We start from the raw sequence: 12,697 nt of genomic DNA, 5'->3' as shown, positions 1-12,697 counted from the left end.
GGGGCGAGGGGGGGGAGGGCCCCCACCAGGCGGGGGGGGGCCGCGGCCCCCCCCCCCCCGCCCCCCCCCCCCCCCCCGGGGGGGGGGGGGGGGCCGCGGGCCCCCGCCGGGCCCGGCGGCCGGACGCCCGCCCCGACCGGGCGGGCGGACATGCCCGTGCGGCTGCCGGAGCCCCCACAGCCCCCGGCAGCCGCACGGCGTTCTCGGCCGGCCCGTCAGGCCGGCAGGTCCCCCGTCCGGATCACCTCCGCGTACCAGCGCGCACTCTCCTTGGGGGTGCGCCGCTGGCTCGCGAAGTCCACGTGGACGATGCCGAACCGCTTGCTGTAGCCGAACGCCCACTCGAAGTTGTCCAGCAGCGACCAGAGGAAGTAGCCGCGGACGGGCGCCCCGTCGGCGATCGCCCGGCGGACGGCGGCCAGGTGGCCGTGCAGGTAGGCGATCCGCTCCGGGTCGCGCACCGTACCCGTCGGGTCGCAGTAGTCCTCGTACGCGGCGCCGTTCTCCGTGACCAGCAGCGGCAGGCCCGGCAGGTCGTCGCGCAGCCGGGTGAGCAGCTCGTACAGGCCCTCGGCGTCCACCGGCCAGCCCATCGCGGTGCGGCTGCCCTCGGCGGGCAGGAAGCGCACGCCGCGGTCGGCCGGCCACGGCGAGAGGTCGCCGGCGTGGCCGTCCTGGCGGGCGGCCGGGTTCTGCGGGTCGTCCGCGGCGACCACGGTCGGGGTGTAGTAGTTGATCCCCAGCGAGTCGATCGGGCGGGAGATCTCCGCCAGGTCGCCGTCGTGGACGAAGGACCAAGCGGTGACCCCCGCGGTGTCCGCCAGCACGTCCGCCGGGTAGCGGCCGTGGAACACCGGGTCCAGGAAGATCCGGTTCGCCAGGCCGTCGATCCGCCGCGCCGCGTCCAGGTCGCCCGCGTCCTGCGTCAGCGGGCGGACGGCCGCCAGGTTCAGCGTCAGCGACACCTCGGCGTCCGCCGGCAGCGCCGAGCGCAGCGCCGCGGTGCCCAGGCCGTGCGCCAGCAGCAGGTGGTGGTGGGCCGTCAGGGCCGCTGCCGGGTCGGTGCGGCCCGGCGCGTGGATGCCGTTGCCGTACCCGAGGAACGCGCTGCACCACGGCTCGTTGAGCGTCGTCCAGGTGCCGATCCGGTCGCCGAGGCGCTCGGCCGCGACCTGCGCGTACTCGGCGAAGCGGTACGCGGTGTCGCGGTTCGTCCAGCCGCCCGCGTCCTCCAGCTCCTGCGGGAGGTCCCAGTGGTAGAGCGTCGCCACCGGGGCGACCCCGGCCTCGAGCAGTTCGTCGACCAGCCGGTCGTAGAAGGCCAGGCCGGCCTCGTTCACCGGGCCGCGGCCGCCGGGTACGATCCGCGGCCAGGCCAGCGAGAAGCGGTACGCGCCGAGCCCGAGCGAGGCCATCAGGGCCACGTCCTCGCGGTACCGGTGGTAGTGGTCGGCGGCGATGTCGCCGGTGTCGCCGTTGCGGACCTTGCCCGGCGTGCGGCTGAAGGTGTCCCAGATGGACGGCGTGCGGCCGTCCTCGGCGGCGGCGCCCTCGATCTGGTAGGCGGCGGTGGCCGCGCCCCAGACGAAGCCGGCCGGGAAACCGGTGCGGACGGGGGAGGGGAGGGCTTCGACGGACATGTCGCCTTCCGGGGAGAGTGGTTGGGGATGCACGGGGGCGGGGGCGGCTCAGCCCTTGACGGCGCCCTGCATGATGCCGCCGACGATCTGCCGGCCCAGCAGCGCGAACACCAGCAGCACCGGGAGCGTGCCGAGCAGGGTGCCGGCCATCACGACCGACTGGTCCGGTACGTACCCCTGGCCGAGCGACTTCAGCGCCACCTGCACCGTCGGGTTCTGCGAACTCAGCGCGACGATCGGCCAGAAGAAGTCGTTCCAGGTGGCCATGAAGGTCAGCATGCCGAGCACGGCCATGCCCGGACGGGCCACCGGCAGCACGATCGAGCGGAAGATCCGCAGCGCCGAGGCGCCGTCGACCCGGCCGGCCTCGATCAGCTCGTCCGGCAGCGCCTGGATCAGGAACTGCCGCATGAAGAACACGCCGAACGCCGAGACCAGCGAGGGCAGGATCACCGCCGGCAGCTTGTTCTGCAGGTCCATCTTCACGATCACCATGAACAGCGGGATCACGCCCAGCTGCGGCGGGATCATCATGGTGCCGACCGTGACGGCCAGCAGCAGCCCGCGGCCGCGGAAGCGCAGCTTGGCGAAGGCGAAGCCGGCCAGCGTCGAGGAGAGCACCACGCCGGCGGTCACCGCGGCGGACACCAGCAGCGAGTTCCACAGCGCGGTGCCGATCGCGGCCTGCTGCAGCGCCTCGCCGAAGTTGTGGAACAGGTTCGGCCCCGGGGTGAGCGACGGAGTCGCCGCGCTCAGCTCGGAGTTGGTCCGGCTGGCCGCCACCACAGTCCAGTAGAACGGGAAGACGAACAGCAGCGTGGCAGTGCCCAGCACCGCGTACGCGAGCGGGCCGCCCTGCAGGGGGGAGCGCTTGGCAAGCATCATCTCGATCACCGGTCCGTACGGTTGCGCCGGGCGGCGATCGCCGCGTTGAGCAGGGCGAGCACCACGATCAGCAGGAACATCACCCACGCCACGGCCGCCGCGCGGCCCAGGTGGAAGAAGGTCCAGCCCTGCTCGTACATGTAGAGGCCGAGGGTCTGGTACTGGTGCGAGATGCCGCCGCCCGAGTTGCCCTCGTACAGCAGCGGTTCGCCGAACAGCTGGGTGGCGCCGATGGTGGACACCACCACGGTGAAGACGATCGTCGGACGCAGACCGGGGATCGTCACGTGGCGGAACTGCTGCCAGCGCGAGGCGCCGTCCATCGCCGCCGACTCGTACAGCTCGCCCGGGATCGCCTGCATGCCGGCCAGGTAGATCAGCGCGTTGTAGCCCGTCCACCGCCAGGTGACGATCGCGGACACGCCGAGCTGCGAGGCCCAGGTGCTCGCCTGCCAGTCCACCGGGGAGAGGCCGACCGAGGTGAGCAGCCAGTTGATCAGACCGTAGTCGCGGCCGAACAGCTGGGCGAAGACCAGGGTGGCGGCCGCCACCGAGGTCGCGTACGGCATCAGCATCGCGACCCGGAAGAACGTCCGGCCGCGCAGCTTGTAGTTGAGCAGGTGCGCCAGGCCGAGCGCCATCAGCAGCTGCGGCACGGTCGACAGCACACCGATGGTGAAGGTGTTGCCCAGCGCGTTCCAGAAGAAGTGGTCCTCGAACAGCCGGGTGTAGTTCTGCAGGCCCAGCCAGTCCATCTGCTCCGAGGTCTGCAGCTCCACCCGGTGCAGCGACACGTACGCGGTGTACACCAGCGGGAACAGCCCGAAGGCGGCGAACAGGACGAAGAACGGCGCGACGAACCCGTACGGGGCGATCCGCCCCGCCGCACGCGGGGCGGACCATCGCGCCGCGGCGGCCGGCGCCGGCTGCCCGGGGCGCCGCCCGGCGGCCGGGGCCGGGGGAGAGGAGATGGCCATGGGGAGTCCTCGGACGGGGCCCCCGGCCGGACGGGCCGGGGGCCGGTGATCAGGCGTCTGTCACTGCCGGAGCATCAGTTGCCGTTGGCCTTCTTGACGTTGTCCAGCGCGTGCTGCCAGGCGGTGGCCGGAGCGGTGTTGGTGCGCTCCACCTCGCCCAGCGCGTCGGTGAACGCCTTGCCGATCACGCCGTCGTCCGTGCCCAGCACCTGGGCCGGCATCGCGGCCGCGGACTCGCTGAAGATCTGGCCGATCGGCGCGTTGTTGAAGTACGGGTCCTGGACCGACTTGATCTCGGCCTGCGCCGCCGTGCTCGACGGGAAGGAGCCCTGCTTGGTGAAGAGCTTCACCTGCTGCTCCTTGGCGGTCAGCCACTTGATCAGCTCGGCGGCCTCCTTCGGGTGCTTGGCCGTCCGCGGGATCGCCAGGTACGAGCCGCCCCAGTTGCCGGTCTTGCCCGGGCCCGCGGCGATGTCCCACTTGCCGGCGGACGCGTCGCCGGCCTGGCCCTTGATGTAGCCGATCATCCAGGCCGGGCAGCTCAGCGTGGCGAACTTGCCGGTGGAGAAGGCCTTGTTCCACTCCGGGGTCCACTGCGGCAGCTTGGCCGACAGACCGTCCGCGACCAGCTTGGTGGAGTCCTCCCACGCGGTCTTGACCGCCGGGCTGGTCTCGTACACCGGCTTGCCGCCCTCGTCGGAGTAGCGCACCTTCTGCTGGCCGACCTCGGCGGTGAACATGCCCGCCGCGCTGTCCGTCCAGGCGTTGCCGGGCTGCGCCTTGGCGGCGTACTGCTTGCCCAGCTCCAGGTAGCCCTGCCAGGTCGACCACTTGGCGGCCAGCTCGGTGCGGTCGGTCGGCAGGCCGGCCGCCTTGAACAGGTCGGTGCGGTAGCAGATCGCCTCCGGGCCGACGTCGGTGCCCGCGCCGAGCACCTTGCCGTCGGCGGTCTTGATCGCCGCGCCCTTCCACCCCACCAGGCCGTCGTTGACGTCGCCGATGCCGACGGTCTTGAGGTCGGTGAACTTGTCGGCCTGCTTCTGCACGACGCTCGCCACCCGGCCGACCTCCAGGCCCTGGATGTCGGCCACGCCGCCGCCGCCGGCCAGCTTGGTCTGCAGGGCCTGCCAGTACTGGGCCTCGTCCTGGGTGTCGGACTGCTTGATGGTGATGTTCGGGTGGGCCTTCATGTACTCGTCGTAGAGGCCGGTCTCCTTGAACCCGAAGGTGCCGAAGAGGTCGATCGTCAGCGTGACCTTGCCGTCGGCGGCGTCCTTCGATGCGGTGCCGCCGGAGGAACAGGCGGTGAGCAACATGGTCGCCGCGAGGGCGGCGGTGCCGAGGGCGGCCGTACGGCGGGCTCTGAACGGGCGCATGGGGATGTCTCCTGACCGGACGGGGTGGGTGGCTGGAGTCTGCGAAGGGGAGCACTGACGAGCGAGCGCTCTCCGCGGGCCGCCGGCATGTCGATGCCCGGTGCCTCATTTCTGAGAGCGCTCTCAGCGATGCAAGGAGAGTGCCGGGATCGGCGGGTGGCCGTCAAGGGGTCGAAACCTGACCGTAACCTCGGAGCCCGGCCTTCCGTCCTGGCCCTACGGGCCTTTCCCGCCTTCGGTGCGGCCGTTCGGCGGATTCGGTTCAGCGCATTGACACTCCGTCGGATCCGGCCCTACCGTCCGATCGCTGAGAGCGCTTTCAAAACCCCACCCTCACACTCACCCGTCCCCCACCCCCACCCGAGGTGGACCCGATGAAGCTCAGATCCCTGCGCAGCCCGGCCGCGGCGGTCACCGCCCTCGCCCTGGCGGCCGCCGCCGCCCTCACCGCGACCGTCGCCGCCGGCAGCGCCGCCGCCGCGACCGTCCCGGTCGGCCTCGGCGGATACGCCGACACCCGCCCCGCCGGCACGGTCGGGCCGAGCAACTCCGACGGCGCCCCCGTCACCCCCAAGGTCACCGCCCGGGCGGCCGGCAAGGCCGCCCCCACCAACGACTGGTGGTCCTCGCTGATCTACCAGCGCTACGCGGGCAACCCGTACTCCGAGAACATGTACGCCCACCCGTTCACCTTCAAGGCGAACGCGAGCGGCCTGGAGGTGGGCTACCCCACCACGCCGACCATCACCTCCGACGGGCGCCAGTACGACTTCACCCACACCCGCGACCTCACCCTCGGCGTGGCCGGCCTCAACTCCCCGGACACCAAGGTCGACGGCTGGTCCGACTGGACGGTCACCCCCTACTGGGCCGACGGCGGCCACACCTTCAGCGCCACCGTCGGCCACGGCCTGCCGTACGTCTACGCGCACGCCACCGGCGGCGCCGCCCAGATCACCACCGCGGGCACCCCGACCGTCTTCTCCGACCAGGGCAACGTCCTCGGCATCACCGTCGGCGGCCACCACTACGGCCTCTTCGCCCCCACCGGCACCGACTGGACGGTCAGCGGCAGCACCCTCACCGCCGCCCTCGGCGGCAAGGACTACTACTCCGTCGCCGTGCTGCCCTCGCCCGCCGACCTCGCCCGGTACCGCACCTACGCGTACAACTTCGTCACCGACACCAAGGCCACCTGGACCTACCAGGAGGCCGCCGGCACGCTGAACACCACCTACACCGCCACCACCACCGCGCAGGAGGGCACCGGGACGGGCACCCTGCTCGCCCTCTACCCGCACCAGTGGCAGGCCACCGCCGACCCGCTGACCTCCCTCTCCTACACCTCGCCGCGCGGCACCATGAAGGTCCGCGAGGGCACCTCGTTCACCACCGCGCAGGCCGTCACCGGCGTGCTGCCCTCACTGCCCGACCTCGGCGCCTACGACCGCACCGCGCTCGACACCATGGTCAAGGCCGAGGCGAACGCCGCCGACCCGTGGCAGGGCGCCACCGACACCTACTGGACGGGCAAGGCCCTCGGCCGGCTCGCCCAGCTCGTGCCCGTCGCCGACCAGCTCGGCGACACCGCCACCCGCGACAAGCTGATCGGCCTGCTCAAGGGCAAGCTCGAAACCTGGTTCAAGGGCACCGGCTCGTCCGTCTTCGCCTACGACGCCACCTGGAAGACGCTGATCGGCTACCCCGCCTCCTACGGCACCGACGCCGAACTCAACGACCACCACTTCCACTACGGCTACTTCGTCCAGGCCGCCGCCACCGTCGCCCGCTACGACTCGGCCTGGGCCGCCGACTCCGCCTGGGGCGGCATGGTCAAGCTGCTCGCCAAGGACGCCGCCAACGCCGACCGCACCGACGACCGCTTCCCGCTGCTGCGCAACTTCGACATCTACGCGGGCCACGGCTGGGCCTCCGGCCACGCCGGCTTCGCCGCCGGCAACAACCAGGAGTCCTCCTCCGAGGGCCTCAACTTCAGCTCCGCGCTGATCCTCTACGGCTCCGCCACCGGCGACACCACCCTGCGCGACCTCGGCGTCTACCTGTACACCACCGAGGCCAACGCCGTTCAGCAGTACTGGTTCGACGCCGACCACAGCGTCTTCCCGAGCACCTTCGGCCACGCCACCGTCGGCATGGTCTGGGGCAGCGGCGCCGCCTACTCCACCTGGTGGACGGCCTCGCCCGGCATGATCCACGGCATCAACTTCCTGCCCCTCAACGGCGGATCGCTCTACCTCGGCCGCCGCCAGGACGACCTGCGCGCCAACCTCGCCGAACTCAAGGCCAACAACGGCGGCGCCTTCACCGACTGGCGGGACCTCCTCTGGGAGACCGAGGCCCTCGAAGACCCGGCCGCCGCCAAGGCCGACTGGGACGCCGGGAACGCCGGCTACACCCCGGAGGAGGGCGAGTCCAAGGCCCACACCTACCACTGGATCCACAACCTGGCCTCGCTCGGCACCCTCGACCCGGCGACCACCGCCGACACCCCGACCGCGGCGGTCTTCACCAGCGGCGGCACCCGCACCCACGTGGCGCACAACTACACCACCACCGCCCGCACCGTGCACTTCTCGGACGGCTACGCGCTGACCGTGCCCGCCCGCTCCACCGCCAGCGAGCGCGGCAGCCGGCAGGACGGCGGCACCGGCGGCGTCACGCCGTCGCCCACCCCGACCGGATCGCCGACCGCGTCGCCCAGGCCCACCCCGACCCCGACGCCCACCCCGACCGCGACGCCCACCCCGACCGCGACGGCCACCCCGACCGCGACGGCCACCACCGGCAACACCTTCCACCTGCAGCCCGGCGGCGCCCTGACCACCGCCTACGGCACCGCGGCCGCCACCGACACGCTGCCCTCCGCGGGCGGCACCAACCACGACGGCACCCCGTACCAGGCCAAGGTCTACGAGATCCGCAACCTCAGCGGCACCGTGAAGCCCGGCGCGGCCACCGACTTCGACCTCTGGGTCGACGCCGGCAGCGCCGTCGGCCTCGGCCAGCAGGCCAGGATCTCCTACGACCTGACCGGCGACGGGACCTTCGAACGCGTCGAGACCTACCGGTACTTCGCCACCGACCCGGTCGCCGGCTGGGAGCGCTACTCCGGCACCGCGGCCGGACTCGCCTCCGCCACCGGCACCCTCGGCACCCTCGACCACGGCACCGTCCGGATCGAGGTCTGGTCCGCCATCGGCAGCGCCCCCGCCCAGCTGCGGGTCGGCGCCACCCAGACCCAGGGCAGCGCCTCCGTCCTGCGGATCCCGTTCAACTAGTCCCGGGCTTCAGGGGGCGTGGGAGTGATTCCACGCGTCCCTGAGCCGACCGCCCGAACGCCCGCCCCCCGTCCGTCCCGCGCGCATCGCCGGGGCGGACGGGGAGCTCTCGCCCGTCCCGGCCGGGCCGTCTCTTTCGGATCTTGCCGGGCGCGCGACGCCGGGCATCCTCCCCCGGCCTTCGGCCGGGAGGTGCCCCCGGCCGGACGCACCGGCGCATCGGCCGAACACGGTCCAGGACGAGGACGATCCGCCGGCACGCCCAGCCGGGCGCCCACCGCCGCACGCCGATCCGACAAGATCCGAAAGAGAGGGCCTACCGCCCGGCGGGCGCCGGGTCGGGCCCGCCGGCCGCGCCGACGCAGGCCTCGTTGCCCTCGGGGTCGGCCAGCACCCAGTGGGCGGGCGCGAACTCGTCGTTCACCAGACGGCCGCCGGCGGCCATCGCCGCGGCGATCCGGGCCTCGGCCAGGTCGTGCGGCACCCAGACGTCGACGTGGACCCGGTTGCGCTGCGGGCGGGGCTCCGCCATCTGCTGGAAGTAGAACGGCGCCCCGCGGCGCTGCGGGTCGACCAGGTCCTCGGGGCTGCCGGCCCGCTCCCGGTAGCCGAGCAGGGCCCGCCAGAACGCCACCACCGCGGGCCCGGTGAGGGCGTCGACGGTCACCTGGACGGTCTGCACCGCCGACGGGTCCGCCGGAAGCTCCAGCTTGCGGGCCACCGCCGAGATCAGCCGGGCGAGTTCGACGTGCCGCTCGGTCAGCCCGTAGTAGTCCTCGGTGAGCGCGACCAGCCGCACCGTGACGCCCTCGGGCCGCAGGTCGACGTCGGGGGCGTCCGCGCCCGCCCCGGCCAACTCACCGATCTCCTGGACGAATTGCGCGCCGGCCGCGAACGACCCGGTGCGGAAGTAGGCGCAGGCGCCCTCGCCGAGCACCCGCCAGTCCTGCACGCCCTCGCTCTCGTGGAAGTGCCGGGGCCTGATCCGTCCGGTTCCGCTCGCGTCATCGGTCATGCGCGCCAACGTAGCAGGTCGTCGACCAACTACTTCTGCCTGCGGACTACTTCTGCCCGCGGACTACTTGACGCGGTCGACCAGCCGGAACCGCTGCAGGACGAGCGGGGTGGTGTCGTCGACGGTGTAGTGCGGGTCCTCCAGGACGGCCCGCAACTCCGGGCTGTGCCAGAAGTTCTCGTGGCCGGCCCGCCACTCGGCGACCGAGGTGTAGCCCTCGCCCTCGGCCACGGCGTGCGCCAGCCCGACCTCGGCGAGCGGGGCGATCCGCACCTCGGTCAGCTCGATCACCGCGACCACCTGCCCGGCCGAGTCGACCACGGCCTCCCGGTACCCGGGGCCGGGGATGCTCTCGCCGAGCTTCTCGTACTCCGCGACCAGGCCGGTGGTGCTGGTCTTGGAGCCGTCCAGGATCGCCGCGACGAGCGCGTCGCGCAGCGGGCCGGGGAAGGCGAACTCGGCCCTGGGCAGGCCCTCGTGGCTGTCGTGGTCCATCCGGTCAGGCTAGCCCGGCGGTCGGTCGTGGGCATTCGAATTCCGGCCCGGCCGCACCCGGGACCCGTCGCCGGGCAAGCGATTTCCGGTGCGGTGGGCCCCGCGGATGATGTCCACAGGTCAAGTGGGCCCTAAGAGACGCTTAAGGGACTGCGGAGATTTGTATCGTCGCAGGTCAGAGGCTTGGCGTCGATGAGGGGCGGCATTGTCGGCGGGGGTGGCCCGTCGGTAGCGTGTGGGCCCACCGGAGCCGCCCCGGTCGCGAAGAGAGCGCTCTCGCTCCTTCGAGTACGTGCGGTCCTTCCCTGCCCCACCTCCACGTCCCCAGGAAGGGGTGTGCCTGCCATGGCCTCCCACCGCAAACGCCGCTGGTCGCTCGGCGGACTCGTGCTCACGCTCACCACGGCCCTCGTGGGCGCGGCACTGGTCTCCGCCAACGACGCCGTGGCCCCGCGGGCCGGCGCCGCGACCGCCGCACAGACCTGGTCCGACGAGTTCGACGGCCCGGCGGGCCGCGGCCCCGACGCCGCCAAGTGGACCCTGGAGACCGGTGGCGGCGGCTTCGGCAACCACGAGCTGGAGTACTACACCAACAGCACCTCCAACGCCTCGCTGGACGGCCAGGGCCACCTGGTCATCACCGCGAAGAAGAACACCGACCCCGGCCTCGGCTGCTGGTACGGGCAGTGCCAGTACACCTCGGCCCGGCTGAACACCGCCCGGACCTTCACCCAGGCGTACGGCCGGTTCGAGGCCCGGATCAAGATCCCGCGCGGCCAGGGCGTCTGGCCGGCCTTCTGGATGCTCGGCAACGACCTCGGTTCGGCGGGCTGGCCGAACAGCGGCGAGATCGACGTCATGGAGAACATCGGCCGCGAGCCGAACAGCGTGCACGGCACCATCCACGGCCCCGGCTACTCGGGTGCGGGCGGCCTCGGCGCCGCGTACAGCCTGCCCGGCGGCAAGGCCTTCGCCGACGACTTCCACGTCTTCTCCGTCGACTGGAGCCCCAACTCCATCGTCTGGTCGGTCGACGGCACCCCGTACGAGACCCGCACCCCGGCCGACACGCACGGCAACAAGTGGGTCTTCGACCACCCGTTCTTCGTCATCCTCAACCTGGCGGTCGGCGGCGACTGGCCGGGCAGCCCGGACGGCTCGACGGCCTTCCCTCAGACCATGGTCGTCGACTACGTGCGGGCCTCCACCTCGGGCGGCGGCCCGGCGGCGTCGGGCCCGATCCGCGGCATCGGCGGCATGTGCGCCGACGTGGCCGGCGGCTCCAGCGCCGACCGCACCCCGATCCAGTTGCACAACTGCACCGGTAACGCGGCCCAGCAGTGGACGGTCGGCAACGACGGCACCGTCCGCGCCCTCGGCAAGTGCCTCGACGTGGCAGGCGGTTCCACCGAGGCCGGCGCCGTCGTCCAGCTGTACACCTGCAACGGCACCAACGCCCAGAAGTGGACGTACACCGCTGCGCACGACCTGACCAACGTCGGTGCGAACAAGTGCCTGGACGCCAAGGACGGCTCCTCGGCCGACGGCACCCGGCTGCAGACCTGGACCTGCAACGGCACCGCGGCCCAGAAGTGGACCGTCGGCTGACCCCCCCCGGCCCCGGCGGTTCCACCGCGGCGCCCCGCCCCCGGCTCCCTGCCGGGGCGCGGGGCGCCTGCCCGTGCGGGGGCGCCCGCGGCGGCCGACGCCCCTGGGGCGAGTCTGCGATGGCGTACGGATGCCCTCCTCGGGGCGCGTGGGGGCACCCCGGCCGAAGCCCGGGAGAGAACTGTGCGATGCGGATGCGGGCCACCGTGCGGACCGGGGGTGAGCCGGATTCGTCAGGAACACCACTCCCGAACTACGCAGTTCGCCCCCGGTGGCCTTCGGTCGGGAGCTGCCCCACGCGCCCCCGAATCGATCTCCCGAGCGCCCTGCGAAGACAGGTCCTACGGCCGCCGTTCGGGGAGGGGGCGCAGGGTGGGCCAGCGGGCGAGCATGCCCTCGTGCATGGCGGTGGCGAGGCGTGCCAGGTCGCGGGAGGCGGGGGTGTCGGCGGTGAGGCGGCCGACCGTCCGCAGGCGGTGGGCGAGGCGCTGGCGGGCGGTGGCGGTGCCCCAGGTCCAGTCGCGGTGCGGGATCCGGGCCAGGTGGTCGGTGGTGCCGCGGTGGGCGCGCTGGACGAGTGCGTCGCCGCGCAGCAGCCACCCGGCGCAGGCGTCGGCGAGGTCGCCGTCCACCTCGGTGCCGGTGTCGGCGCGCCACTGGGCGCGGTAGGCGGCCTCGGCGGCGGCCAGCCGCTCCCGGGCGGGGGCGGTGGCGCACCAGCAGGTGGGGAACCCGATCCGCAGGTAGGCGAGTTCGACGATGCCGGGCCCGCGGGAGGCCTGCTCGAAGTCGACGAAGCGGAGGCCGTCCCCGGTGTGCAGGTCGTTGCCCGGGCACGGGTCCCCGTGCAGCAGGGCGCGGCCGGGCAGCCGGGCCAACCGGTCGACGATGCCGTCGAGTTCGGCGCGTGCACCGGCCGGTACGACGACGCCGAGCATCCTGGCCAGCCGGAGGAAGGCCGCCACGTCCTCGTCGGTGGGCCCGGACCAGGCGGGCAGGCCGTCGGCGCCGCCGGGGCCGGCCGCGGCGTGCAGCCGGGCCAGGGCGGCCGCGTAGTCGATCACCCAGTCGGCGCGGGGCGTGCCGTCGGCGAGGTGTTCCAGGACGATCACCCGGGCGGACGGGTCCGCTCCGAGGAGTTTCGGGGCGACCGGCGGGTCGGTGCGGGCGGCGAGGCGGAGGGCGGCCGTCTCGCGGGCGTAGCGGTCGTCGGCGCCGGGCCCGTCGCGGAGCTGTTTGACGACCACGGGGGTGCCGGCGAGTTCGGCCCGCCACACCCGGGAGCGGGGGCTGCTGGCCAGCCGGCGGGCTCCGCGGGGCGTGCCGAGTTCGGCCCTCAGCCGCTCCCCGAAGGGCAGTCGTGACCACATGGCGCAATCATCGCACGGGTACGAACCGTCCG

9 protein-coding genes are annotated in these 12,697 nt (G+C 73.0%); 2 read left to right on the top strand and 7 right to left on the bottom strand.

Annotated features, from left to right (window positions below; all coding sequences use genetic code 11):
• Positions 1–215: 215 nt before the first annotated feature.
• From ABD353_RS17240 to ABD353_RS17225, 4 genes are all read right to left on the bottom strand, one after another.
• Positions 216–1,640: a GH1 family beta-glucosidase gene (locus ABD353_RS17240; protein WP_344624490.1), complete on the bottom strand. Its 1,425-nt coding sequence runs from the start codon at positions 1,638–1,640 to the stop codon at positions 216–218.
• Between the two features lie 48 nt (positions 1,641–1,688).
• The gene (locus ABD353_RS17235) at positions 1,689–2,525 is read right to left on the bottom strand and encodes a carbohydrate ABC transporter permease (RefSeq protein WP_344624533.1); all 837 of its coding nucleotides are present in this window, start codon (positions 2,523–2,525) and stop codon (positions 1,689–1,691) included.
• Between the two features lie 5 nt (positions 2,526–2,530).
• A complete protein-coding gene (locus tag ABD353_RS17230; RefSeq protein WP_344624489.1) occupies positions 2,531–3,502 on the bottom strand; it encodes a carbohydrate ABC transporter permease in 972 nt (323 codons plus the stop codon).
• A 74-nt stretch (positions 3,503–3,576) separates the two neighbouring features.
• Positions 3,577–4,884 (bottom strand): ABC transporter substrate-binding protein, encoded by a 1,308-nt coding sequence (locus ABD353_RS17225; RefSeq protein ID WP_425555179.1) that lies wholly within the window; start codon positions 4,882–4,884, stop codon positions 3,577–3,579.
• Positions 4,885–5,252: 368 nt separating this feature from the next.
• Here ABD353_RS17225 and ABD353_RS17220 point away from each other — a divergent pair, with 368 nt between their 5' ends.
• Positions 5,253–8,177, top strand: coding sequence for a glycosyl hydrolase (locus ABD353_RS17220; protein ID WP_344624488.1), 2,925 nt, complete (start codon positions 5,253–5,255; stop codon positions 8,175–8,177).
• A 316-nt stretch (positions 8,178–8,493) separates the two neighbouring features.
• On the opposite strand, the gene ABD353_RS17215 is transcribed toward ABD353_RS17220, so the two are convergent.
• Together ABD353_RS17215 and ABD353_RS17210 are read right to left on the bottom strand one after the other, a co-directional pair.
• Positions 8,494–9,192, bottom strand: a complete 699-nt coding sequence (locus ABD353_RS17215; protein ID WP_344624487.1) for a VOC family protein — start codon at positions 9,190–9,192, stop codon at positions 8,494–8,496.
• A gap of 63 nt (positions 9,193–9,255) precedes the next feature.
• Complete coding sequence (locus ABD353_RS17210; protein ID WP_344624486.1) at positions 9,256–9,687, bottom strand: ASCH domain-containing protein; 432 nt, start codon at positions 9,685–9,687, stop codon at positions 9,256–9,258.
• Positions 9,688–10,032: 345 nt separating this feature from the next.
• Between ABD353_RS17210 and ABD353_RS17205 the strand changes: the two genes are divergently transcribed.
• Complete coding sequence (locus tag ABD353_RS17205) at positions 10,033–11,295, top strand: family 16 glycosylhydrolase (RefSeq protein ID WP_344624531.1); 1,263 nt, start codon at positions 10,033–10,035, stop codon at positions 11,293–11,295.
• A 341-nt stretch (positions 11,296–11,636) separates the two neighbouring features.
• Here the strand turns inward: ABD353_RS17205 and ABD353_RS17200 are convergent, their stop codons facing one another.
• Positions 11,637–12,665, bottom strand: a complete 1,029-nt coding sequence (locus ABD353_RS17200) for an aminoglycoside phosphotransferase family protein (protein WP_344624485.1) — start codon at positions 12,663–12,665, stop codon at positions 11,637–11,639.
• Between the last annotated feature and the right edge of the window lie 32 nt (positions 12,666–12,697).

The organism is Kitasatospora arboriphila, from assembly GCF_039528095.1.
Classification (GTDB): Bacteria; Actinomycetota; Actinomycetes; order Streptomycetales; family Streptomycetaceae; genus Kitasatospora; species Kitasatospora arboriphila.
This window is presented reverse-complemented; position numbering and strand designations above follow the sequence as displayed.